Source organism: Actinoplanes xinjiangensis, assembly GCF_003148685.1.
Taxonomy (GTDB): Bacteria; Actinomycetota; Actinomycetes; order Mycobacteriales; family Micromonosporaceae; genus Actinoplanes; species Actinoplanes xinjiangensis.
Genome location: NZ_QGGR01000002.1, coordinates 23413 through 47730, shown reverse-complemented (window position 1 = coordinate 47730; position 24318 = coordinate 23413). Strand labels below are relative to the sequence as shown.

The window sequence follows — 24318 nt, the reverse complement described above, 5'->3', positions numbered from 1 at the left end:
GCGAAGCTCCGCCCGCCGCTGATCCGCTTCGTCGGGTCGTCCCGCGCTGACACGGTGGCGGAGCTTCGTCCGTCGGTGATCCGGGTCGCCGGGGTCTTCCTTCGATGATCCGGGTCGTGAAGGTCGTCCGCAGCCAGTCGGTCACCTCGAACGGGAGCGGTCCCGGCCGCTCCCGTTTCTGTCACAGGTGGCCGGTACCGTGCCGCCATGTCGTTCGCGCTGCCCGAACCATGGCTGTCCCGGCTGCACCCGCGCCGGGGCGGCGCCGGCGTCCGACCGGTCGAGCCCGACCCGCGTGCCCGCGAGGTCGTCGCCGGGCAGTTGCGGGAGTTGCCTGATCTCGTCCCGGGCGTGATCGCCAGCGAGTTCACCGAGCCGGAGCTGCGCGCTGCCGCCACCGCCTGGTGCGCCGGCGATCCGGCGGCGGCTCCCGCCGGCGCGGCCGTCGCCGCCCTCGCCACGAAGACGCTGGACTGGCAGGAGCATGTGCGCCGCCCCTGGTTCGCCGACCTGTGGCTGGGCGAGCGGGGCCTGCGGTTCGCAGCCGAGGCGGCCGTCGAGTTGTTCTCCCTGATCCTGGTGGCCGAGGGCGACCGGCCACCCCGCCGGGCGATCCGCCGCGACGGCACCGAGATCATGGGTGTGCGCCGCCGCCGGCCCGGCGACGAGTCCCGTACGGTGGCGCTCTTCTTCGACCCCGACCTCGTCGTGCTGTTACGGGTCCGGGCGGCCCTGGCAGCCGCCCCCGACGACGTCCACGCCGAGGTCGTCGAGGCGATCACCGGCTACCGGGAGCGCGGCCCGCACACCCGCTGTGCCACCTCGGTGCTCGTCCCGTCGCGGGCCGACTGGGTCGAGCAGGACTGGGCGGAGGCACTGGCCGGCCGCGACTTCCACCACGCCGCGATGCTGCTGGCCGCGATCGGCACACCCGCGCAGGCGGCCGGCGCCCGTGACGCCGCCGGGTCACTGGCCGCCGGCTGGCCCGGGTTGAACGCCACGGTCGTCGACGGTGTCGGCCCGGCCGCCGCGACCGGCCTGCTGCTGGACTGGTTCGACCGTCTCCCCGCCACCCGCGCCGACGTCCGCCGTGACCTACTCGGCCTGCTGTCCGTGCTGCCGGAGGACGAGGCGATGCGCGGCCTGGTCGATCGTCTCGGTCAGCGGCACGTGCGCGAGGCGCTGACCGGGGCGGCCGACCGGTTCCCGGAGCGGGCCCTGCGCCTGTTCTCTGCCGCGGCGGGCAGGTCCGGCATGAACGACCTGCTGTCAGCCCTGGTCCGGGCCGAGCCGGCGCTGGCCGAGCGGGTCGCGGCCGATCTGACCGGAGCTCCCGCAGCCCGGATCCGCGAGTGCCTGTCCGGCGTGGACACCGTCGTGCCCGCCCCGCCGGAGGCATTGCCCCCACTACTGGCCGACCCGCCATGGCGCCGCCGGCGGGCGAATCCCCTCGTAATTCTCGACCTCAAGGCCCCCGACACCCCGATCACCCTGGAGTGGTTGCCCGGCGAGCGCGCCGAGTGGCTGTCGTCCCCGCTCGACCGGCACGACGCGGGCGCCCACCGGGAAGGATCGGCCGGCACCGCCGGCGAGGAGGGCTGGGCCGTCACCGCCGGCCGGCTGGAGCGGGGCGAGGCGGTCGACTGGCGGGAGGCGGCCGAGTTCTTCGTCGACGCGCCGGAGGAGACGGCCCGTCCTCTGCTCGCCGAGTGGCGTCCGGTGCCCGCTCCGGATTGCGAGCCCTGGATGCGGCGGATCGTCGCGCGTTTCGGGGCGGACGCGCTGCTGCCCCTGCGGCGACTGGCCTTCCATGACTCGGCGGTGGCCGGCGCGCTGATGCTGCCGTTCACGTCTCCGGACATCCCCTGGCGGATGCAGGTGCGCCTGCATGACCGGGGACCGGCCGGTCTGGTGGCGCGTGCGTGGCTGGAGCGACATCCCGGGTTCGCGGCCCAGTATCTCGTGCCCCGTGCGTTCGGCCCGGACGGTTCCGCTCGACGGTCGGCGCAGCACACGCTGGCGTATATGGCCGCCGCCGGTCACGCCGAGACTCTCCGGGCGGTCGCCGGGTCCTATGGCCCCGAGGCCGCGGCCGCCGTCGAAACGCTGATCGCCACCGATCCGCTGGCGATCCTCCCCACGAAACTCCCCGCCATCCCGAAGTGGTTCGACCCGGCCCTTCTGCCCCCGGTTCGTCTCCGGCGGCCACCCGCCCCACGGCCCGACGCGGAAGCCTCCGGCCCGGAGGCCGCCGCCGGCCTGGCGGTTGGGGGCCCGGAAGATGCTGGCCTGGCGGTTACGGGCCTAGAAGGCGCCGACCCACCGATTGCGGGCCCGGGAGGTGCTGGCCTGGCGGTTGCGGGCCCGGAGGATGCCAGTCCGGCGGTTGCCGGTCCAGCCGTTGCCGGCCGCAAGGCCGGTGGTGTGGCGACCCGCGATGCCGAGCGCCCCGGCGGGGGACCGGCTCCCGTTCTGCCGACTGCCGTGCTGCGTGACCTGGCAATGGTGTTCGCGCTGGACAAGCCCCTCGAACCGTATCCGGGTGTCGAGACGGTCCGGCAGGCGTGCGAGCCGGCCGACCTGGCCCGGTTCACCTGGGGGCTGTTCGAGGCGTGGCTGGCCGCCGGCGCCAACGGCAGGCAGGGCTGGGCGCTGGACGCGCTCGGGCTGGTCGGTGACGACGAGACGGTACGGCGGCTCACCCCGCTGATCATGGAGTGGCCGGGGCAGAGCGGGCACGCCCGGGCCGTCACCGGTCTGGGTGTGCTCGCCGACATCGGCACCGAGTTCGCGCTCGTGCAGCTCAACCACATCGCCGAGCGTTCGCGGTATGCGGGCCTCCGTACGGCCGCCCAGCGTCAGATCGGCCAGGTCGCCGACCGGCTGGGCCTGACCTCCGAGCAGCTCGCGGACCGTCTGGTGCCGGACTTCGGGCTGGACGGCGACGGTGGTCTGACGCTCGACTACGGGTCCCGGAGTTTCGCCGTGCGGTTCGACGAGGAGTTGAGGCCGTGTGTCGTGGACGCCGGCGGGAAGGTGCTCAAGACTCTGCCGAAGCCGGGCGCCCGGGACGACGCGGAGCGCGCCTCCGCCGCCCACCGGCGGTTTCTGCTGCTGAAGAAGGATGTGCGGACGGTCGCCGCCGATCAGGTTCGCCGTCTGGAACGTGCCATGGTGACCGGCCGCCGCTGGCCGGTGGACGAGTTCCGGCGCTTCTTGGCGGAGCATCCGCTGGTGCGCCACCTGACCCGGCGGCTTCTCTGGGGCCGTTACGGCGGGCAGGGCAGCCTGACCGGCGGGTTCCGGGTGGCCGAGGACGGCACCTTCGCCGACGTGCACGACGACGCCGTCACCATCGCCGAGGGTGAGGTCGTCGGTGTGGTCCATCCGGTCCATCTGGGTGGCACGCTGCCGCTGTGGTCGGAGATCTTCGCCGACTACCGGATCGTGCAGCCGTTCGCCCAGCTCGGACGGGAGGTCGCCGGCCTGACCGGGGCCGAGGCGGCGGCCGCCGTGTTGACCCGGTTCGAGGGCCGCCGGGTTCCGGCCGGTGCGGTGCTGGGCCTGGAAAGCCGAGGCTGGCGGCGGGCGGCTCCGGGGGACGGCGGCGTGCAGACGGCCGTGACCATGTCGCCGGCGCGGGGTCTGGAGTTCATTCTGGGTCTGGAGCCGGGCATCGCCGTGGGCGCCGTGGACCTCTTCCCTGAGCAGACCCTCGGTGTCGTGGAAGCGGCCGGCCGGGTTGCCACGTTCGGCGACCTGGATCCGGTGGTGGTGTCCGAGTTGATCCGTGACCTGGCGATGGTGACCGCCGGGCACTGATCCGCGCCCGAGGCGTTCGAACAGCGGTGACCGGCGGTATGCCGGTCACCGCTTGTTTACATTCCTGACGCTTTTCCGCCCTGACCGGTGGCTGCCCGTCGAAATCCGGCACGGGCTTTCAGTCGTCCATGAAAGAAGTTGCATGGCGAAACGCTCTATCGCGCGCCTTCGCGCAAGCTCGCCTGCAAGAGATGTCGCCCGCTTCCATGCCGGTTGTGTTCCCTGATGGGCCACTATCGGTAACGGAACAGCAGCTAGAAGCCCTGGAGCGCCCGCGATGCCGGAATCGTGCGGGTTTTCGGAGACGCCCGTGTTGCAAGTTGGTTCGCAAGGGGTTTCTAACACCGAAAACTCTTGCTAACGTCCGGTCGTCACCAAGCAGGTCTTCAAGGAGCGCAACATGCGTCGCATAACCAAGGGACTGGCCGCTCTCTCCTCTGTGGCCCTCGCCTTCACCCTCGTCGCGTGCAGCGGCGACAAGGAGCCGGCCGCTAGCGACAACAAGGCCGTCGACCCGGCCGCCCTGTCCGCCGAGCTCACGTGGTGGGACACGTCGGACGCCAAGAACGAGGGTCCGGTCTTCCAGGACCTGATCAAGCAGTTCAACGCGAAGTACCCGAACATCAAAATCAACTACCAGTCGGTGCCGTTCGCCGACGCGCAGAACAAGTTCAAGACCGCCGCCGCGGCGAAGACCGGGGCCCCGGACATCCTGCGCGCCGAGGTCGCCTGGGTGCCCGAGTTCGCGTCGCTGGGCTACCTCTACTCGCTGGACGACTCGGCCCTGCTCGCCGACGCGCCGGACTACAACGAGGCCGCCCTGGCCTCGAACAAGTTCGACGGCAAGACCTACGGCGTCCCGCAGGTGACCGACAGCCTCGCCCTGCTCTACAACAAGGAGCTCGTCGAGAAGGCCGGCGTCGCGGTGCCGAAGACCTGGGCCGAGCTGAAGACCGCCGCGCAGACCGTGAAACAGAAGACCGGTGCCGCGGGTCTGTACGTGAACCCGGCCGGCTACTTCACCCTGCCGTTCCTCTACGGCGAGGGCGGCGACCTGGTCGACACCGCCAGCAAGAAGATCGTGGTGAACTCCGCGCAGAACGTCGCGGGCCTGAACATCGCGAAGGACCTGATCGACAGCGGCGCCTCGGTCAAGCCGTCGGCGACCGACTCGTACGGCACGATGATGACCCTCTTCAAGGAGAAGAAGGTCGCCTTCATCGTCAACGGCCCGTGGGAGGTCGCGAACGTGAAGGCCGCTCCGGCCTTCGGTGGCCTGGAGAACCTCGGTATCGCGCCGGTCCCGGCCGGTTCCGCCAAGGCGGGTGCTCCGATCGGTGGCCACAACTACGTCGTCTACTCGGGTGTCCCGCAGGAGAAGGCGGCCGCCGCCGTCGAGTTCATCAAGTTCATGAACTCCGCCGAGTCGCAGGCGACCCTCGCCGACAAGCTGGGCGTGCTGCCGACCCGCAAGTCGGCCTACGAGGTCGCGTCGGTCAAGGGCAACGCCGTGATCTCGGCCTTCAAGCCGGTCATCGAGTCGGCCGTGAACCGCCCGTGGATCCCGGAGGGTGGCCAGTTCTTCGGCCCGCTCGACACTCTCGCCACCGAGGTCCTGGTGCAGAACAAGGACGCCAAGGCCTCGCTCGACGCCGTGGCCCAGAAGTACAAGGCCGAGGTCGTTCCCTCGTACGCCACCAACTGACGGTCCTGAACGCAGGCGCCGGCTCGCCGAGAGCCGGCGCCCGCTTCGCTTCCTCTCTGGAGCACAGCTGATGAGCACTGTGACTGCCGACGCGGCGCCGAGGAGCACCGCGTTGCGGCGGAACTGGGACAAGCACTGGGCGGCCTGGGCGATGGTCGTGCCGGTCGTCGCGGTCCTGGCGGTCCTGATCTTCTATCCCCTGGTCAACGGCATCTGGCTGACGTTCACCGACCAGACCGAGGCCAACCAGCTCGCCGAGATCTGCACCAAGTCGATCACCGGTGGCGAGGTCTGCAAGGAGAACCCGAACGCCTGGTCGTTCGTGGGGCTCGACAACTACGTCAACGTCCTCACCGGGAAGATCGGTGAGTTCTGGCAGTGGACCGGGACCACCCTGATCTGGACCGCCGCGGGTGTGGTCTTCCACTACGGCCTCGGCCTCGGCCTGGCTGTCATGATCCACCGGGAGATGCGGTTCCGCGGCTTCTACCGGGTCCTGCTGGTGCTGCCGTGGGCGGTGCCGGCGTTCATCAGCGCCTTCGCCTGGAAGTTCCTCTTCAACGAGCAGCTCGGCCTGGTCAACTCGCTGCTCAACGCGATCGGCATCGACTCGGTCGCCTGGTTCGCCGACAGGTGGACGTCACTGTTCGTCGCGGTGATCACGAACATCTGGCTGGGTGTGCCGTTCATGATGGTGGCCCTGCTCGGTGGTCTGCAGAGCATCCCCGAGGAGCTCTACGAGTCGGCCGAGATCGACGGCGCGACGCCGTGGCAGCGGTTTCGCAACATCACCCTGCCGGGGCTGCGGCCGGTCAGCATGACGGTGATCCTGCTCGGCACGATCTGGACCTTCAACATGTTCCCGATCATCTTCCTGGTGACCGAGGGCCAGCCGGCCGGATCGACCGAGATCCTGGTGACCGGTGCCTTCCGCGCCGCTTTCGAGGGCATCCGGAACTACTCGCTCGCCTCCACGTACGGCGTGCTGATCCTCTCGATCCTGCTCATCTTCTCGGTGTTCTACCGGCGGGTGCTGCGCAAGCAAGGCGAGGTTTGGTGACATGGCCCAGATGACCACGACCCCACCGATCGCGGTGCCGGCAGGCGGTGCGCCGGCGCGTGTCAACAAGCCCCGGCGTGGCCGTCGCAGCCCCGGCGCGTCGGTGGCGTTGCACGGCACGCTGATCCTGGCCGTGCTGATCGCGATCGGCCCGATCGCCTGGGTGGTGCTCTCCTCGTTCAAGCCCGGTTACGCCGTGCAGAGCACCGAGATCACCCTGATCAAGGACCCGACGTTCGCGAACTACGAGTACGTGCTGTTCGAGACGAACTTCCCGTCCTGGTTCCTGAACTCGGTCATCGTGGCGAGCCTGACCATGCTGATCGGCATCTTCTTCTCGGCGACCACCGGGTACGCGCTGTCCCGGTTCAACTTCCCGGGCCGCCGGTCGCTGATGATGGTCTTCCTGGTCACGCAGATGTTCCCGGTGTCCATCCTGATCGTCCCGATCTACGCGATCATGGCGAAGCTCGGCCTGATCAACACGCTCCCGGCGCTAGTCATCGCGTACCTGACGATCGCCGTGCCGTTCTGTGCCTGGATGCTCAAGGGTTACTTCGACTCGATCCCGACCTCGCTCGACGAGGCGGCGTCACTGGACGGCTGTGGCCCGTTCCGGATCTTCTGGCGGGTCATCCTGCCGCTGGCCCGCCCGGCCATCGCGGTCACCGGTTTCTACGCCTTTCTCACCGCCTGGGGCGAGGTCGCGTACGCGTCGGCGTTCATCCAGACCGATGACAAATACACCCTGGCGTACGGTCTCCAGCAGTTCGTGCCGCAGTTCAATCCGCAGTGGGAATATCTCACCGCCGCCGCCGTCCTGGTGACGATCCCGGCCGGAATCGTATTCCTGTTCGCCCAGAAGCATCTCGTGTCCGGTCTTACCGCCGGTGGCACGAAGGGCTGATTGTCCGATGGAAAACACGACCGGCGCCCACCGGAATCGGCGGGCGCCGGTCGTGTTCGAAAATGCGGGAGAACGCTCTCACCGAGTACGGGTCGCGACATGGCCGCCATCCGTACGATTTCGGTCAGGCAGCCGGAGTGGCGACCGGAATCTCCGAGCGCATCGGCGCGATCGCGGTCGAGTTGCGCACCACCAGTTCGGGGTGGAAGAGATATTCCGAGTGCGGCGCGCCATGACCGTTGATCTCGTCGACCAGCGACCGCACCGCGGCGACCGCCATCGAGGCCACCGGCTGGCGCAGCGTGGTCAGCGGCGGGTCGGTGAACGGGATCAGCGCCGAGTCGTCGAAGCCGATCACCGACACGTCCTCGGGAACCCGCAGGCCACGGCGCCGGGCGGCCCGGATCGCGCCGAGCGCCATCATGTCCGACGCGCAGATGATGCCGGTCACGCCCTTGGTGAGCAGCCGCTCGGCGGCCACCTCGCCACCCTCGACACCGAACAGGGTGAGCGAGACCAGGTCGTTCACCTCGGCGTCGGAGAGGCCCACCTCCCGCTTCATCGCCATGCGGTAGCCCTCCAGCTTGCGCTGGGTGTTGATGAACCGGTTGGGGCCGGAGATCATGCCGATCCGGCGGTGCCCGAGAGCCACCAGGTGGGCCACGCCGAGGTCGCCGGCGACCCGGTCGTCGCACGAGACGAACGGTGCCTCCAGCTCCTTGGCGTAGCCGTTGACCAGCACGATCGGCAGCGGCCGGTCGAGCAGGCGCTGGTAGCGGGAGCGGTCGGAGGTGGTGTCGGCGGACAGCGACGAGATGAACACGATGCCGGAGACCTGCCGGTCGAGCAGCATCTCCACATACTCGTCCTCGGTCACGCCGCCGGGCGACTGGGTGCACAGCACCGGCGTGTAACCGTGCTGGGCCAGCGTCGACTCGATCACCTGGGCGAAGGCGGGGAAGATCGGGTTGTCCAGCTCGGGGACGACCAGGCCGACCAGACCGGCACTGCGCTTGCGCAATCTTTCCGGTCGTTCGTAACCCAGGACGTCGAGTGCGGTCAGGACCGCTTGTCGGGTTTCAGCAGAGACGCCGGGGCGGTCGTTAATGACACGCGACACCGTCGCCTCACTGACCTGAGCCTGTTTGGCGATATCGGCCATTCGCGCACGCATGGTCTCACTCTAGTCGTCTGTAGTGTGCTCGGCATGGTCCTGAAAGGTCTTCCATTCCATGCAAGACCTTGCTAACGTCCCGGCAACAGGAGCGATACAGGCCGATCGGTCGATGGAACGCGTCCTGAACGGCCTTTTTCGGGTTTGTCGCCGCGGCGCGTCGTCGAGCCTGTCCTGGAGCACTCTACTCCGAGGGCGTCCAGCGGCTTCCGCGCCGGGGGGACGTGACGAAATATAGAACTGTCAATCCGATACCACCGAATCGGAAGGGTGCGCAGTGGCACTCAACAGACCTTTGCACCGCCGTCTGAAGCTGGGCGCCGCGCTGCTCAGCCTCGTCCTCCCACTTCTCGCCGTGCCGGCCTCCGCCGCCGTCGCGGCACCGTCCGCCGCCGGAGGGAAAACGCCCGGCGACTCCGTGATCGCCCAGTGGGGCTCCGACAATCCCACCTCGGGTGAGCAGTTCTACTTCGTGCTGCCCGACCGGTTCGCCAACGGGGACCGGAAGAACGACCGCGGCGGCCTCTCCGGAGACCGGCTCTCCACCGGGTACGACCCCACCGACAAGGGCTTCTACCACGGTGGCGACCTCAAGGGCGTGATGGACCGCCTGGACTACATCCAGGGCCTCGGGACCACCGCCATCTGGCTCGCCCCGGTCTTCAAGAACCGTCCCGTGCAGGGCACCGGCGCCGACGTGTCAGCCGGCTACCACGGGTACTGGATCACCGACTTCACCCAGGTCGACCCGCACTTCGGCACCAACGCCGACCTGAAGAAGCTGGTCAAGCTCGCGCACTCGCGGGGCATGAAGATCTACCTGGACATCATCGTCAACCACACCGCGGACGTCATCAGGTACGCGGAGGACAAGTACACCTACGTCGACAAGGCGGACTCGCCCTACACCGACACCGACGGGCAGCCGTTCGAGGACCGCAACTACGCGACCTCGAAACAGTTCCCCAAGACGGACGCCACCTCGTACCCGTACACCCCGGTGTTCGCCAACGCGGCCGACAGCAAGGTGAAGAAACCGGCGTGGCTGAACGACGTGAACATGTACCACAACCGCGGTGACTCCGCCTTCGCCGGTGAGAACAGCGAGTACGGCGACTTCGTCGGTCTCGACGACCTGTTCACCGAGCGGCCCGAGGTCGTCGAGGGCATGACGAAGATCTACGGCGACTGGGTGAAGGACACCGGGATCGACGGCTACCGTCTCGACACCGTCAAGCACTCCAACCTGGAGTTCTGGCAGCAGTGGGCGCCCGGCGTGGAGAAGGCCGCGAAGCGGGCCGGCAAGAAGGACTTCTTCATGTTCGGCGAGGTCTACAGCGCCGACCAGGAGATCCAGTCGACCTATGTGCGCGAGGGCAACCTGCCGGCCACCCTGGACTTCTCGTTCCAGGAGACGGCCCGCGGCTTCGTCACCGGCAACAGCGGCGCGAACGCCCTGTCCGGCCTCTACGCCAAGGACGACCTCTACACCGCCCGCAACACCGGCGCGGACCGGCTGCCGACCTTCCTCGGCAACCACGACATGGGCCGGATCGGCTCGTTCATCGCCGCCGCGGCCACCGCCGACACCCAGCTCAAGCGCGACCAGCTCGCGCACGAGCTGATGTTCCTGACCCGCGGCCAGCCGGTCGTCTACTCCGGTGACGAGCAGGGCTTCACCGGGCCGGGCGGCGACAAGGACGCCCGTCAGGACATGTTCGCCAACAAGAGCGCCGACTACCTGGACGACGACCTGATCGGCACCGACCGCACGCACGCGGTCGACAACTACGACACGTCGCACCCCGTCTACCGGACCATCGCCGAGCTGGCGAAGCTCCGTAGGGCGAACCCGGCGCTGGTCACCGGCATCCAGCAGACCCGCTACGCGGCCGAGGGGCCGGGCGTCTTCGCCGCCTCCCGGATCGCCCGGGACACCACCCGCAAGGAGTACGTGGTCGCGGTCAACAACGCCACCACGGCGCAGACCGTCTCGTTCGCCACGTCCACCCCGAACACCGTGTTCACCGGGATCTACGGTGGGGCCGCCAGCGCGAACGCCGACGCCGGCGGGCGGATCACCGTCACCGTTCCGGCGCTGTCCTCCGTCGTCCTGCGAGCCGGGGGAGCAGTGGCCGTACCGTCGCATGCCCCGACCGTGACCCTCAGTGGCCCGCAGCCGGGCGCATCGGTTGCCGGCCGCACCGAGATCGTCGCCGACGTCGTCGGTGACCCGCTGTCCACGGTGACCTTCGCGGCCCAGGCCGGCAACGGCGAATGGAAGCTGCTCGGCACCGCCGACCGGGCCCCCTACCGCATCTACCACGACCTGACCGGGCTGGCCGGGAAGACCGCGGTGCGGTATAAGGCGGTGGTGCGCGACAGCAGGGGGCGGCTCGCGTCGGCCACCACGAACATCACCGTCGGCACGCCGGCGGCCGAGTCCACCGCCGGCTACGCGGTCGTGCACTATCAGCGGCCCGCGGGCGGCTACGACGACCAGAACCTCTACGTGTGGGGCGACGTCGACCCGTCGATGTCCACCACCTGGCCCGACGGCCAGCAGTTCACCGGCGAGGACTCGTACGGCCGCTTCGCCTACGTCAAACTCAAGCCGGGCGCGAAGAGCGTCGGGTTCGTCGTGGTCGACGACAACGGCACCAAGGACGTCGACGCCGACCGCACCATCAACATCGGCGCCAACCCGGAGATCTGGATCAAGCAGGGCGACGCGGCGGTCCATCCGTCCCGGCAGGCGGCGACCGGTCAGCCCGACCCGGCACAGGACGAGTCCAAGGCGATCATCCACTGGAAGCGGGCCGACGGGAACTACGACGGCTGGGGCCTGCACGTCTGGGCCGGCGCGGCCAGTCCGACCGACTGGTCGAGCCCGCTGCTCCCGGCCCGGATCGACAGCTACGGCGCGGTCTTCGAGGTGCCGCTGGCGGCCGGGGCGACGTCGCTGAGCTACATCCTCCACAACGGTGACACCAAGGACCTGCCCACCGACCAGTCCCTCGACTTCGCCAAGGCGGGCCGGGAGGTCTGGCTGCTCGCCGGCCAGGAGACCCGTCTGCTGCCGCTGGTCAAGACCAGTGCCGGCGGTGGCGTCGCGGACGTCACCAAGTCGGCCGCGGTCTGGCTGGACCGGGGCACGATCGCCTGGAAGACCGGCACCGGGACCACCCTGGAGCCGGTCGGCGCGGGCACCGACGGCAGGGTCTACGACCTGGTGTGGTCGCCGACGGGCGGGATCGGCGTCGCGGACGGCGAGCTGACCGGGACGTACCGGTCGGTCTCTCTCGCCGCGCAGAGGAACGGCCTCACCGAGGCACAGCGTGAGGCCTTTCCGCACCTTTGGCAGTACGGCGCGTTCGCCATCAACACGAACAGGCTCCCGGAGATCCTCCGCGGCCAGGTGGTCGTCACCGAACGCGACGCCACCGGAAAGCTGCTCTCGGCCACCGGGGTCCAGCTCGCCGGGGTCCTCGACGACGTCTACGAGAAGGCGGCCGCCGCCACCCTCGGCCCGGTCGTCAGCGGAAGGAAGGCGAGCGCCGCCGTCTGGGCGCCGACCGCCCGCAGTGTCGAACTCGAGGTCTACGACACCGCCGACCAGGTCTCCCCGGCGCTGGTCGAACTGTCCCGGGACGACCGCACCGGCGTCTGGTCCGGCCGCGGCGACTGGGCCGGGAAGTTCTACAGGTTCCGGGTGACCGCGTGGCAGCCGGCCACGCAGAAGATCGTCACCGCGTCGGTGACCGACCCGTACTCGGTGGCGCTGACCGCCGACTCCACCCACAGCCGGTTCGTCAGCCTGTCCGACCCGGCGCTGGCGCCGGCCGGCTGGAACAACCTGAGGAAACCGGCCGCGGTGGCGCCCGCGAAGATCCAGATCTCGGAGCTGTCGGTCCGGGACTTCTCGATCGCCGACGACTCGGTCGCGACGCGGAAGAAGGGCACGTTCAGCGCCTTCACCGACCGGAACACCACGGGCATGAAGCACCTGCGGGAACTCGCCGGTGCCGGCGTCACCCACCTGCACCTGCTCCCGGCGTTCGACTTCGCCACCATCCCGGAGAAGCGCGCCGACCAGCGGCAGCCCGCCTGCGACCTGGCTTCGCTGCCGCCCGACTCGGAGGAGCAGCAGGCCTGCATCGCCGCGGTCGCCGCGACCGACGGTTACAACTGGGGCTACGACCCGCTGCACTACACGGTCCCGGAGGGCGGTTACGCGGCCGACCCCGACAAGCGGACGCAGGAGTTCCGCTCGATGGTCGCCGGCGTCAACCAGGCCGGGCTGCGCGTGGTCATGGACGTCGTCTACAACCACACCTCGGCCGCCGGGACCGACGCCAAGTCGGTGCTCGACCAGATCGTGCCCGGCTACTACCACCGCCTTCTGGAGGACGGCAGCATCGCGAACTCCACCTGCTGCGCCAACACCGCGCCGGAGAACGCGATGATGGGCAAGCTCGTGGTCGACTCGATCGTCACGTGGGCGAAGCAGTACAGGGTCGACGGTTTCCGCTTCGACCTGATGGGCCACCACCCGAAGGAGAACATCCTGGCGGTGCGCAAGGCCCTCGACCGGCTCACGGTCGCGAAGGACGGCGTCGACGGCAAGAACATCTACGTGTACGGCGAGGGCTGGAACTTCGGTGAGGTCGCGAACAACGCGCGCTTCGTCCAGGCGTCCCAGACCGAGCTCGCCGGGACCGGGATCGGCACGTTCAACGACCGGCTCCGGGACGCGGTCCGCGGTGGCGGCCCGTTCGACGGCAACCCGCGCATCCAGGGCTTCGCGTCCGGTCTGGCCGGCGCCCCCAACGGCGACGCGGTCAACGGCACCGAGGCCGAGCAGAAGGCCCGTCTGCTGCACTACCAGGACCTGATCAAGGTGGGCCTGACCGGCAACCTGGCGGACTACACGTTCACCTCGTCGGCCGGCGCGGCGGTCAAGGGTTCACAGGTCGACTACAACGGCGCGCAGGCCGGCTACACGAAGAACCCGGGCGAGTCGATCACCTACGTCGACGCGCACGACAACGAGATCCTGTACGACGCGTTCGCCTACAAGCTGCCGCAGTCCACCACGGCCGCCCAGCGGGCCCGGGCCCAGTCGGTGGCGCTCGCCACCACCGTGCTCGGCCAGGGCGCCGGGTTCGTCACGGCCGGCAGCGAACTGCTCCGCTCGAAGTCGCTGGACCGGAACTCGTTCAACTCCGGGGACTGGTTCAACCAGATCATCTGGGACTGCTCGCGGGGCAACGGCTTCGGCCGCGGCCTGCCGCCCAAGGCGGACAACGAGTCGAAGTACGTCTACGCCAGGCCGCTGCTCGCCGACCCGGCCCTGATCCCGGACTGTGCCGCGATCAACCAGGCGAACCGCGCCTACCAGGAGCTGCTGAGAATCCGGAAGTCCACGCCGGCCTTCGGGCTGGCCACCGGCTCGCAGGTGCAGCAGCGCGTCGCGTTCCCGCTCTCCGGCGTGAACGAGACCCCGGGCGTCATCACCATGACCGTGGACGCCCGCGGCATCGACCCCCGGTGGAAGTCGATCACGGTGGTCTTCAACGCCGGCACGACCACGGCCACCCAGAAGGTGCCCGGTCTCGCCGGTAAGAAGGTGGCGCTCCACCCTGTCCAGCAGGCCTCCGCCGACCCGGTGACACGCTCCGCGTCGTACACCGCGTCCACCGGCACGCTGACCGTTCCGGCACGGACCGTCTCGGTCTTCGTGCAGAGCTGAGACCCCGGGCCGGTGCCGGGCCCTTCCACCTCCGGCGCCGGCCCGGTCCTCAGCCCCCTTGTCGCGGCCACCGCTCATCCACCAGCTGAGGTGGGCGGTGGCCGTTTCCATGCAGGACCTGGCAGCCTGGGGAGCATGAGCCTCGACTGGAACCGGCACCTCGCGAACAGCTCGACTGGCACTGGCGGGTGCACTTCCGCCCCCGGCTGGAGGGCCTCACCGACGAGGAGTACCTCTGGGAACCCGCGCCCGGCGCGTGGAATGTGCGCCCGCGGGGCACGAGTACCACCGGCATGGCGGCCGGCGGCGGTGACTTCACCATCGACTGGGACATGCCGGAGCCGTCCCCGCCGCCGGTCACCACGATCGCCTGGCGGCTCGGCCACCTCATCGTTGGCGTCCTCGGCGCCCGTAACGCCGCCCACTTCGGCGCCGGGTCCGCCGACTACCTGACCCACCTCTACGCGGGCACCGCCGCGGGCGCCCTCACTCAGCTGGACGACGCCTATCACACCTGGTCGAAGGGGGTGGCGTTGCTCGGGGAGGACGGCCTGCACCGCCCGGTCGGGCCCACCGAGCGCGGCTTCGCCGAGGAACCGATGGCCACGCTCGTCCTGCACATCAACCGGGAGATGATCCACCACGGTGCCGAGATCCTGCTGCTGAGAGACCTTTTCAGGACCCGGTGACGGTACGGGCCAGAGCCGGCACGGCGAGCCCGGCCCGCAGCTCGTCGGGTGGTTGAGGCCGGCCCAGGTGGTAACCCTGCGCGAACTTGCAGCCCATCACGGTGAGCAGGGTGAGCTGGTCGGCCTCCTCGACGCCCTCGGCCACCACCCGCAATCCGAGGGTGTGCCCGAGCTGGATGATCGCGCTGACCAGTTCCTGCTGGCGCGCGTTGCCGACCAGCCCGGTGATGAACGAGCGGTCGATCTTGAGCACGTCCACCGGGATGTCACGCAGGTAGCCGAGCGACGAGTACCCCGTCCCGAAGTCGTCGATCGCGATCTTGACGCCCAGCTGCCGGAGTTCCTCCAGACGGGCCGAGGTCACCGCCAGGTCCCGCATCATCACCGTCTCGGTCAGTTCCAGCACCAGGCAGTGCGGTGACAGACCGGTGGTGGCTAGCGCGTACGCGACGTGATCGGTCAGATCCGGCAGGTCCAGGTGGACGGCGGACAGGTTGACGCTGACCCAGGCGGGCGCGGTCGCCGGGCTCTCCTCCTGCCAGCGGCGGATCGTCCGGCACGATTCCAGCAGGATCCACCGGTCGATCTCGATGATCATCCCGGTCTCCTCGGCGAGGGGGATGAACGAGCCGGGCTGCTGGAGCCCGCGCTGCGGGTCCTGCCACCGGACCAGCGCCTCGGCCCCGGACACCTGACCGTCCGGCAGCGCGACCACCGGCTGCAGGTGCAGTCGCAACTCGCCGCGGTGCACCGCCTCCCGCAGCCGTGCCTCCTGGTCGAGGCGGCTCAGCAGCTGCTCGTGCATCCGGGTCTCGAACACCATGAAGCGGTTCTTGCCGAGGTCCTTGGCCGCGTACATGGCGACGTCGGCGTTGCGGACCACCTCGTCGGCGTCGGCGAACCGGCCGGCGTCCGGGACCACGCCGATGCTGACCGTGACGACCGCCTCCCGGCCGTGCACCACGAACGGCCGGCCGAGCGCCTCCAGACAGCGGCGGGCCATCTCCTCGACGGCCGGGGTGTCGGCCCCCTCCAGCAGGACGGCGAACTCGTCGCCGCCCAGCCGGGCCACCGTGTCCTGCGGGCGCAGTACCGCGGCCAGCCGTTCGGCGGCGGTCCGCAGCAGCAGGTCACCCGCGTTGTGCCCGAGACTGTCGTTGACCCGTTTGAAGCCGTCCAGGTCGAGGTAGAGCAGGGCGATCCGTTCGGAGGCGGCGCGGGCCCGGGTGAGCGCGTGGTCGAGCCGGTCGAGCAGCAACTTGCGGTTGGGCAGGCCGGTCAGCCCGTCGTGCAGCGCCTGGTGGCGCAGGTCGTGTTCGAGGTCCCGCTGCCGGGTGACGTCACGCAGCAGGATGACGGCGCCGATGGGGCGGCCCTCCTTCTCCAGCGCGCTGATCGTGTACTCGACGCGTACCTCGGTGCCGTCCGGGCGCTGGAGACGGCCCTCTCGGGTGCCGTTGACCAGGCCTTTCGCCGCCTCCGGCAAGAGCACGCCGGCTTCCCGCCGGAGCAGGCCGGCGACACCGAAGCCGGTGATCCGGCCGGCCGCCTCGTTGGCGAACGCGATCAGCCCGTCCGGGTCGACACCGCAGATGCCCTCGCCGGCGCCGGCCAGGATGCTGTCGGTGAACTCCTTGGCGAGGATCTCGCGGGCCGAGCGTTCGAGCTTCTCGGCCATCGAGTTGAAGGCCCGGGCCAGGCGGCCGATCTCGTCGCGGCCGTCGTGCGGCACCCGCAACGTGTAGTCGCCGGTCCGGATGGCCCGGACCGCGGTGGTGAGCGAGGTGATCCGGCGGACGAGCGCGCCGGAGAGCCCGAACCCGAGGGCCAGCACCAGCAGGATCACCACGGTGGCGCTGATCAGGGTGATGTACTGCGCCTGCCGGGTGGCGGCCATCAGCTGGTCGTAGATCGGCGTGTACTCGACGATGATCGCGCCGATGGTCCGGCCGCCGGTGTTCGTCATCGGCACCACGACCTGCTTGATGCCGTCCGGGTAGTCCTCGCTGGTCTCCACGAACACCCGCGGCCGGCCGTCGTCGATCGTCGCGCCGACCTCGCCGGCGAGATCGTGGTCGAAGATCGTGCCGACGTTCTCCCGGACCACGTCGCCGAGCACGTACTCGGCGGCGTCCACCACCACGGCGTCGCGGTGCTGGACCTCGTGCATCCGCTGGAGGTAGTTGTCCAGTGCCCGGGGGCTGTAGTAGAGCGGTGAGACCACCTCGTTCTCGGTGTCGACCGGCAGTCCCAGGGTGACGTCGAGGGACATACCGTGCGCGATCCGGACGGCCTCCTCGGTGGCGGCCTGCTCCGCCGAGGCGGTGGAGGAGTGCCAGGCGATCCCCGCCATCGCCGCGACGAGCAGCGCGACCAGCAGATATCCGCCCAGCAGCTTCTGGCGTACGTTCATGCTCACCCCCACCCCGACGGTGCCTCAGATCGGCCCGCCGCATGCGGAGATGAGCTGAAATCAGGTCAGCTGGACCTGCTGGGCCGCGATCAGCAGCTCGATGTCGCTCTCGGCCAGCGGCCGCGCGAAGTGGAATCCCTGCGCGAACCGGTATCCGGCCCGGTACAGCCGCTCGGCCTGCTCGGCCGTCTCCACGCCCTCGGCGACCGCCTGCATCCGCAGCCCCTCGGTGATCCCGATCAGGCTGTCCACGATGACGGCCTGCGGACTGTCGGACGTCACCCCGTCGACGAACGACTTGTCCACCTTCAGCCAGTCGACCGGGCAGTCCACCAGCAGGCTCAGCGACGACTGGCCGGTGCCGAAGTCGTCCAGCGCGATGCTCAGCCCCTGCGCGGCCAGCGCCCGCAACACCTCCAGCGCCACCCCGGTGCCGAGGACCGCCGTCTCGGTGACCTCCACCGTCAGCCGGGCCGGATCGACACCGGCCGCCGACAGCAGCGCCGCCACCTCCGCCGGGAACCCGGGCTGGCCCAGCTGCCGGGCCGACACGTTGACGCTGACCTTGGCCGGCGCGTTCGGTCCGAGGTCGCGTTCCCAGCGTGCGGTCTGTGCGACGGCCTGTTCGAGGACCCAGCGGCCGATCTCGACGATCTGCCCGTTGCGCTCGGCCAGTGGGATGAACACGGCCGGCGAGACCAGGCCGTGCTCCGGGTGCCGCCAGCGCACCAGCGCCTCCACCCCGGCGAGCCGGCCGTGCGGCAGCTCGACGATCGGCTGGTAGACCAGGAACAGCTCGTCGCGGGTGATGGCCTGGCGCAGGTCGGCGGTGAGCCGGGCGTCGTCGTCGGCGAGCCGGTCCATGATCGGGTCGAACCAGGTCCACCGGCCGCCGCCGGCCGTCTTCGCGGCGTACATCGCCACGTCGGCACGGCGCAGCAGCTCCCCGGCGCTGTCGTCGGGGCGGCTCGCGGTGACGCCGACGCTGATCCGCGGCGCCATCTCCAGGCCACCGGCCAGCACCGGCGCCTGCACCGCGGCGAGCAGCTCGTGCAGGAGCAGATCGGTGTCCGCCTCGGTCATCCCGGGCAGCAGCAGGGTGAACTCGTCACCGCCGAGCCGGGCCACGGTGTCCTCAGGGCGCAGCCGGTCGCGCAGGCGCCCGCTGATCGCCTGGAGCAGCGCGTCACCGGTGGCGTGGCCGTACCGGTCGTTGATCACCTTGAAGTCGTCGAGGTCCAGCAGCGCCACCACGAACGGCTCCCCACCGGCCAGGCGCGCGGACAGCTCGCCGGTGTACGCCGACCGGCTGCCGATCCCGGTGAGCGCATCGTGCGTCACCTGGTGATCGAGCTGCTGGAGGCTCGCGTCGACGGCGTCCAGGAGGCGGGCGTTGTCCCGCAGCGTGGTGAGCTGGCGCAGCACGACCAGCACGGTGACCGCGGTGGCGGCGATCGCCATCCGTGCCTCCTCGCCGCTCTGCGGGATCTCCACCTGCAACACGGCGGCATAGAGAAGGACGACCGAGATGTACGGCACGAGACTGAACCGCCGCGACGCGGGCCGGGCCGGCGTCGGCGCGTCCCAGCGGCGGCGCTGGCGGCGGGCGGCCAGGATCGCGGCGATCTCCGAGACCGGGAAGGCGATCAGCCCCGGCGCCAGATAGGGCCGGTCGGCGGTCAGCGGCACGATGGATCCGGTCGCCGCGGACAGCGCCACGCCGACCGCCAGCAGGTAGAGCGATCCCCGGTCCAGGCGCCCGGCCCCGGCGAACGCCACCTTCACGAAGGTGACCAGGGAGGCGAACGACACCATGATGATCACCAGGCCGGACAGCGGCGTGCTGTTCGGGGAGGCGCTGAAGTCGATCCGGCTCAGCGAGTAGTGCCAGACGAGCACCCCGGCGGTGATCAGGATGATGCCGGTGTCCAGCCCGAACCGCAGCCAGTCGCCGCGGGTACGCCGCCAGGTGGGCAACCGCAGCAGCGCGGTGAGGATCATCGCCAGCGCGAGCCCGAAGACGATCTGGGTGGGCACCGAGATCTCCTGGGTCAGGACCGGCCCGCCGACGGAGTCGTACATCGTGCTGAGCGAGCCCGGGACGAGGATCGCGCACGCGATGCCGAGGCGTCGCCAGAAGGTGCGGATGTCGGTGTCCAGCCGGGCGTACCGGGCGGTCCGCCAGCATTCGTAGGTGGTCAGCGCGGACAGCGCCGTCACCCCGAGCCACGGCAGCACCGGATGGTCCCAGACGTGCCACAACCCGGTCAGAAACCAGCCCGTGACGAAGGCGAAGAGGGCGAACGCCAGAACCAGTGGCGGATCGAGACGGCGCAGCACGTGCATGGTCTGTTGATCGGGCCGGCGCCGCGGATGTGTAGAAAATGTCGAGTCCCCTCAGAGCCACCATGGTCCGGCCGATCAGGACCGTTCGAACGGCGGCCGTCGAGCCGCCCCGCCCGGAGGTGTCCCGCTGGTGGATCCACTGCTGCTGCTCCTGCGCGAAGAGATGACCCGCAAGCTGTCGGCGGCGGCCGGCACGATGGCCGCCACCATGGAGGTGCTCACCGCGACCCGGGCGATCGCCGGCGACGTGCCCGGCACCGAGTCGCTGCGCGCCGCCATCCAGGAGCTGGGCGACACCCGTGACCACCTGGTGAACCAGGCCCGCACCCTGGAGGCGTTCGCGCCGCACCGCTGACCGGGATAACGGGGGCCCGGCCGGGGTAAGGGCCGGGCATGGAGCAACTGCACTGGCTCGCGGTGGTGCGGCACGGCCTCAGCACCGGCAACGTCACCGCGCAGGACGCCGAGACGTCCGGAGCGGAGTCGATCGACATCCCGGAGCGGGACGCCGACGTGCCCCTCGCCCCGGCCGGACGAGAACAGGCCGAGGCTGTCGGCCGCTTCCTGGCCGGGGATCCGCCCGACCTGGCGGTGGTCTCGCCCTATCTGCGTACCCGGCAGACCGCGGAGATCGCGCTCGGCGACAGCGGTGTGCCGGTCATCGTCGACGAGCGCCTCCGCGACCGAGAACTGGGCGTCCTGGACCTGCTGACCGCCCGCGGCGTCCAGGCCCGGCTACCCGACGAGGCCCGCCGCCGGGAGCGGCTCGGCAAGTTCTACTATCGCCCGCCGGGCGGCGAGTCCTGGGCCGACGTGCTGCTGCGGCTGCGCGCCCTGCTGCGCGAGATCCGCGAGGACCATCCCGGCGGCCGGGTCGTCCTGTTCGCCCACGAGGCGACCGTGCTGATGGTCCGCTATCTGGCCGAGGGGCTGAGCGAGGCCGAGTTGATGGACCTCGCCCACCGCAGCGCGATCGCGAACTGCTCGATCAGCACCTGGCGCCGCGACGGCGGCCGTCTGGTGCCGGAGCTGTTCAACGCGGTCGACCACCTGCACCGCCACGACGCCCCGCCGACCCGGCAGGAGGACGTCAATGCCGAACCGGTCTGATGAGCGGGTCGTCACGCCGGGACTGCTGCGCGACTGGCCGCTGCCGAGCCCGGGCGGCGACAAGACGTCCCGCGGCACCGTCCTGGTGGTCGGCGGTGCCCGCTGCACCCCGGGGGCCGTGCTGCTGGCCGGGGTCGCCGCGATGCGGGCCGGCGCCGGACGGCTGCAACTCGTGGTCGCCGAGGAGTCGGCCGTGCCGTTGAGCATCAGCGTCCCGGAGGCCAAGGTGGTCGGCCTGGCACCGGAGGGCATCCCGTCCGATCAGGTGCTGGAGATGGCCGCCGGGGCCGACGTGATCGCGCTCGGCCCCGGCCTCGACGACATCGACCGCGCCCTCGAGCTGATGGGATCGGTCCTCGGCGCGGCCGGCGAGGACACCGCCGTGGTGCTCGACGCGTACGCCCTGGGCGCCCTCAGCAAGGACGCCGGCCTGCTGCGCCAGTCCCGGGCGGTGCTCACCCCCAACCTGGTCGAGGCCGGCCACCTGCTGGGCCGGGAACCCGGCGACGATCTGGCCGCGGCCGCGCGGGAGCTGGCCGACCGCCACGACGCCGTGGTCTCCCTCTACGGTCACGTCGCCGCACCCGGCGGCGGGGCCTGGCGCGAGGAGAGCGGCGACTCCGGCCTGGGCACCTCGGGCAGCGGCGACGTCCGCGCCGGGATCGTGGCCGGGCTGCTCGCCCGCGGGGCCGAACCGGCCCAGGCCGCCTGCTGGGGCGCGTTCGCCCACGCCGTCAGCGGCCAGCGGCTGGCCCCGCGGTACGGCCGGATCGGCTACCTGGCCAGGGAACTCCTCGACGAGGTGGCCTTCACGATCGCCTCGGTCTGAACGGGCGCACCGCCGGGTCAGGCCGCGACCGAGACCCGGCTCCGGCCGGCCGACTTCGCCGCGTACATCGCGGTGTCCGCGTCGTGCATCAGCGCGTCGGCGTCGGCGTGGTCCCGCCACACCGCCACGCCGACGCTGCCCCGCGGCGCCAGCTCCACCCCGGACACCGTCAGCGGCTCCTGCAGCGAGGCGAGCAGACGACCGGCGACCAGCACCGCGTCGTCCGGCGAGTCCATGCCGTCGAGCAGCACCGCGAACTCGTCACCACCGAGCCGGGCCGCCGTGTCCGCGCCCCGGATGCCGTCGCGCAGCCGCTGTGCCACGGCCACCAGCAGCTGGTCGCCGGTCGCGTGGCCGTACGTGTCGTTGACCGCCTTGAACCCGTCCAGGTCGATCAGCAGCAACGCCACCGGGCTGCCCCGGCGGGCCCGGGCGACCGCCTGCTCCAGGTGGTCGCGCAGCAGCAGCCGGTTCGCCAGCCCGGTCAGACTGTCGTGGAACGCCTGATGCCGCAGGTCGGCGGCGTGTTCGGCGTTACGCAGCCCGAGGACCGTCTGTGCGGCCAGCGCCTCCAGGCTGGGCATCACGTCGGCCGGGATCGGCACGTCGCCGCCGGCCATCAGGGTGCCGTACAACTGCTTGTCGCTGCGCAGGGTCAGCGTCACCCGTACCGACGAGATGTCGCCGGCCAGCAGCGCCGCCGGCACCGGGCCGGCGACCGTGCTCACCGTCTGGCCCTCCGGGGTGTTGCGGGTGATCGCCGCCCAGCCGCCCGCCAGACCGCCGAGAAGCTCCTGCGCCGCGTCGGTGGCGTGCCGGCCGATCGCCTCCGCGTCCGACGTGGTGACCAGGGTCGAACCGAGCCGGGCGAAGACCCGCTCCCGGGCCGCCGCCTGCTCCTGCCGGCGGGTGCTCTCCGCGACCGCCGCGGTGAACAGCGCCAGCGGCGGTACCCCGGCGGTCTGCTGGAGGAAGACGCCGAGTTGAGCCGGCTCGGTGAGCGCGATCGCGGCGACCGACGCGGCGAACAGCGACACCGTCATCACCAGCGCGTGCCGCCACGTCCCGTAGAGCCCGCGGAACGAGACGGCGGAGAACAGCAGTCCGAGAGTGATCAGCCAGTTGTGCGATCCGTAGCCGATCACCCCGAGCGCGACGCCCTCGATCGGCGCCGCCCACACCGGGAACGTGCCGGTGCGGTAGCCGCGCAGCCACCACCAGCCCAGGCCGAGCGCGGCGGCCACCGCGGCGAGCTGCCACGGCAGCGGTGCGAGGTCGCCCGTCAGCGTGCGGGGCACCGCGGTGCCCACATTGAAGAGAATGAAGATCAGGAAGAGCCAGCGGATGCGAGCGCCGAGTTGCCGCGGCGGTGCCATCCGGCGAAGCCGAGTCGGTGCTGGTGTCATGGTGCCCTGATCGGTCAGACCGACCGCGACCTGACCGGTTCAGCTTTCGAACGACGCCCAATCCAGTCCGATTCTGCGCAGCCGGCGGAGTGCGGCCGGGTCACGGGCGCCCACGTAGACCTCGAACCAGTCGGCGTCGTCCGCACCGACCACCGCCACCGTGTCCGGCCCGGCGTAGATCCGCGTCCGCGCACACGGCCACCGCAGCGGCCGCAACGGCACCCGCTTCAGCGGCGCGACGATCCGCCGCGCCTGCGCCCGGTCGGCGAACGCCATGCCCCCCGGCGCGAGACCTTCCGGCGGCCGGTCCATCGCCACCCGGGTCAGAGCCAAAAGCAGGAGGTACGCCGACAGCCGCTCGCGCTCCCGCAGAGGCTGGTCGCTCAGCCCCCGGTAGTAGACGTGCGGGTCGTCGGCGCCCGCCTCCATCAACAGCTCGAACGTGCCGTCCCCGGACTCGCCGAAGACCAGCGGATCGCCCGGCCGCTGATGAACCTGGAGCGATCCGTCGTAGAACTCCGGCCGCCCACCCGCCAGCCGGTGGAAGGCCCGCAGCGGCTCCGGCTGCCCGTCCACCGGCGGCGGCGCACCGGCCGGGGCCTCGCCGTACCAGTCGGTGACGAACCCCTCCAGCGCCTTGACCGGGTCCTCCGGCAGCAGGTCCAGCCAGTCCGCGCCGCCGGGGTCGTCCGTTGTCCCGGCCACGGTCAGCAGATGCTTCGGTAACGGCGTGTCCAGCCGCAGGTCCAGTCGCTTCAGGACGCCCCGCCGGCGGGCCGCCTCGGTGACCCGCGCCGTACCCAGCGCCAGGCACCCCTCCGGCAGCCGGGCGAACGTGTGCAGGGTGGGCCCGTCACCGGTGAGCCGGCCCTCGACCAGCCGCGGGAACGGGCCGTCCACCCGCAGGTCCTCGGCGTTGCGCAGCCCGGTGGCGATCACCACGGTGCCGTCCGGCCCGGCCGCGAAGACGGCGTCCGCGGTCTCGTGCACCCGGGCGCCGTGGCCGGCCACGGCGAGCGCCGCACCCTCGGCGACGACGGACCAGAGGCGGATCTCCACCGGCCCACCGTAGATCCCGGTCGCCAACCGTGCCGGGCTGATCGTG

14 protein-coding genes are annotated in these 24318 nt (G+C 70.7%); 9 read left to right on the top strand and 5 right to left on the bottom strand.

Annotated elements, in window-relative coordinates; all coding sequences use genetic code 11:
- Positions 1-207 precede the first annotated feature (207 nt).
- The 4 genes from BC793_RS03735 to BC793_RS03720 all read left to right on the top strand — a co-directional run bounded on the left by BC793_RS03735 (position 208) and on the right by BC793_RS03720 (position 7494).
- Entirely contained in the window at positions 208-3822 is a 3615-nt protein-coding gene (locus BC793_RS03735; RefSeq protein WP_109589202.1) for a DUF4132 domain-containing protein, read from the top strand.
- 400 nt (positions 3823-4222) lie between these two features.
- The gene (locus BC793_RS03730; protein ID WP_109589200.1) at positions 4223-5527 is read left to right on the top strand and encodes an extracellular solute-binding protein; all 1305 of its coding nucleotides are present in this window, start codon (positions 4223-4225) and stop codon (positions 5525-5527) included.
- Positions 5528-5597: 70 nt separating this feature from the next.
- On the top strand, positions 5598-6587 hold the full coding sequence (locus tag BC793_RS03725) for a carbohydrate ABC transporter permease (protein ID WP_373871233.1): 990 nt from the start codon (positions 5598-5600) through the stop codon (positions 6585-6587).
- Position 6588: 1 nt separating this feature from the next.
- Positions 6589-7494 (top strand): sugar ABC transporter permease, encoded by a 906-nt coding sequence (locus tag BC793_RS03720; protein ID WP_109589198.1) that lies wholly within the window; start codon positions 6589-6591, stop codon positions 7492-7494.
- Positions 7495-7618: 124 nt separating this feature from the next.
- On the opposite strand, the gene BC793_RS03715 is transcribed toward BC793_RS03720, so the two are convergent.
- Entirely contained in the window at positions 7619-8668 is a 1050-nt protein-coding gene (locus BC793_RS03715; RefSeq protein ID WP_109589196.1) for a LacI family DNA-binding transcriptional regulator, read from the bottom strand.
- Positions 8669-8945: 277 nt separating this feature from the next.
- On the opposite strand from BC793_RS03715, the gene pulA reads away from it, so the two are divergent.
- Positions 8946-14420 carry a pullulanase-type alpha-1,6-glucosidase gene (pulA, locus tag BC793_RS03710; protein WP_239170147.1) on the top strand — a complete coding sequence of 1825 codons (5475 nt, stop codon included), beginning with the start codon at positions 8946-8948 and terminating at the stop codon, positions 14418-14420.
- 188 nt (positions 14421-14608) lie between these two features.
- Positions 14609-15109 carry a DinB family protein gene (locus BC793_RS03705; protein WP_239170148.1) on the top strand — a complete coding sequence of 167 codons (501 nt, stop codon included), beginning with the start codon at positions 14609-14611 and terminating at the stop codon, positions 15107-15109.
- Here the strand turns inward: BC793_RS03705 and BC793_RS03700 are convergent.
- Positions 15096-17522, bottom strand: coding sequence for an EAL domain-containing protein (locus BC793_RS03700; protein WP_109589190.1), 2427 nt, complete (start codon positions 17520-17522; stop codon positions 15096-15098). The two genes, BC793_RS03705 and BC793_RS03700, sit on opposite strands and share 14 nt — an antisense overlap.
- A 60-nt stretch (positions 17523-17582) precedes the next feature.
- Positions 17583-19868, bottom strand: coding sequence for a putative bifunctional diguanylate cyclase/phosphodiesterase (locus BC793_RS03695; protein WP_109589188.1), 2286 nt, complete (start codon positions 19866-19868; stop codon positions 17583-17585).
- 130 nt (positions 19869-19998) lie between these two features.
- Between BC793_RS03695 and BC793_RS03690 the strand changes: the two genes are divergently transcribed.
- The 3 genes from BC793_RS03690 to BC793_RS03680 are packed head-to-tail and all read left to right on the top strand — an operon-like array spanning position 19999 to position 21807.
- A complete protein-coding gene (locus tag BC793_RS03690; protein WP_109589186.1) occupies positions 19999-20223 on the top strand; it encodes a hypothetical protein in 225 nt (74 codons plus the stop codon).
- A 38-nt stretch (positions 20224-20261) separates the two neighbouring features.
- Positions 20262-20978 (top strand): histidine phosphatase family protein, encoded by a 717-nt coding sequence (locus BC793_RS03685; protein WP_109589184.1) that lies wholly within the window; start codon positions 20262-20264, stop codon positions 20976-20978.
- The gene (locus tag BC793_RS03680; protein WP_109589183.1) at positions 20962-21807 is read left to right on the top strand and encodes an NAD(P)H-hydrate dehydratase; all 846 of its coding nucleotides are present in this window, start codon (positions 20962-20964) and stop codon (positions 21805-21807) included. Before BC793_RS03685 ends, BC793_RS03680 begins: the two co-directional genes overlap by 17 nt.
- Before the next feature lie 17 nt (positions 21808-21824).
- On the opposite strand, the gene BC793_RS03675 is transcribed toward BC793_RS03680, so the two are convergent.
- Together BC793_RS03675 and BC793_RS03670 are read right to left on the bottom strand one after the other, a co-directional pair.
- Positions 21825-23183 carry a GGDEF domain-containing protein gene (locus BC793_RS03675; protein ID WP_109589181.1) on the bottom strand — a complete coding sequence of 453 codons (1359 nt, stop codon included), beginning with the start codon at positions 23181-23183 and terminating at the stop codon, positions 21825-21827.
- 69 nt (positions 23184-23252) lie between these two features.
- On the bottom strand, positions 23253-24272 hold the full coding sequence (locus BC793_RS03670) for a hypothetical protein (RefSeq protein WP_146246182.1): 1020 nt from the start codon (positions 24270-24272) through the stop codon (positions 23253-23255).
- Between the last annotated feature and the right edge of the window lie 46 nt (positions 24273-24318).

Bases quoted from the DNA above. Each gene is read 5' to 3' on its own strand.
- BC793_RS03735 (WP_109589202.1), top strand. From the start codon at position 208: ATGTCGTTCGCGCTGCCCGAACCATGGCTGTCCCGGCTGCACCCGCGC.
- BC793_RS03730 (WP_109589200.1), top strand. From the start codon at position 4,223: ATGCGTCGCATAACCAAGGGACTGGCCGCTCTCTCCTCTGTGGCCCTC.
- BC793_RS03725 (WP_373871233.1), top strand. From the start codon at position 5,598: ATGAGCACTGTGACTGCCGACGCGGCGCCGAGGAGCACCGCGTTGCGG.
- BC793_RS03720 (WP_109589198.1), top strand. From the start codon at position 6,589: ATGGCCCAGATGACCACGACCCCACCGATCGCGGTGCCGGCAGGCGGT.
- BC793_RS03715 (WP_109589196.1), bottom strand. From the start codon at position 8,668: ATGCGTGCGCGAATGGCCGATATCGCCAAACAGGCTCAGGTCAGTGAG.
- BC793_RS03700 (WP_109589190.1), bottom strand. From the start codon at position 17,522: ATGAACGTACGCCAGAAGCTGCTGGGCGGATATCTGCTGGTCGCGCTG.
- BC793_RS03695 (WP_109589188.1), bottom strand. From the start codon at position 19,868: ATGCACGTGCTGCGCCGTCTCGATCCGCCACTGGTTCTGGCGTTCGCC.
- BC793_RS03685 (WP_109589184.1), top strand. From the start codon at position 20,262: ATGGAGCAACTGCACTGGCTCGCGGTGGTGCGGCACGGCCTCAGCACC.
- BC793_RS03680 (WP_109589183.1), top strand. From the start codon at position 20,962: ATGCCGAACCGGTCTGATGAGCGGGTCGTCACGCCGGGACTGCTGCGC.
- BC793_RS03675 (WP_109589181.1), bottom strand. From the start codon at position 23,183: ATGGCACCGCCGCGGCAACTCGGCGCTCGCATCCGCTGGCTCTTCCTG.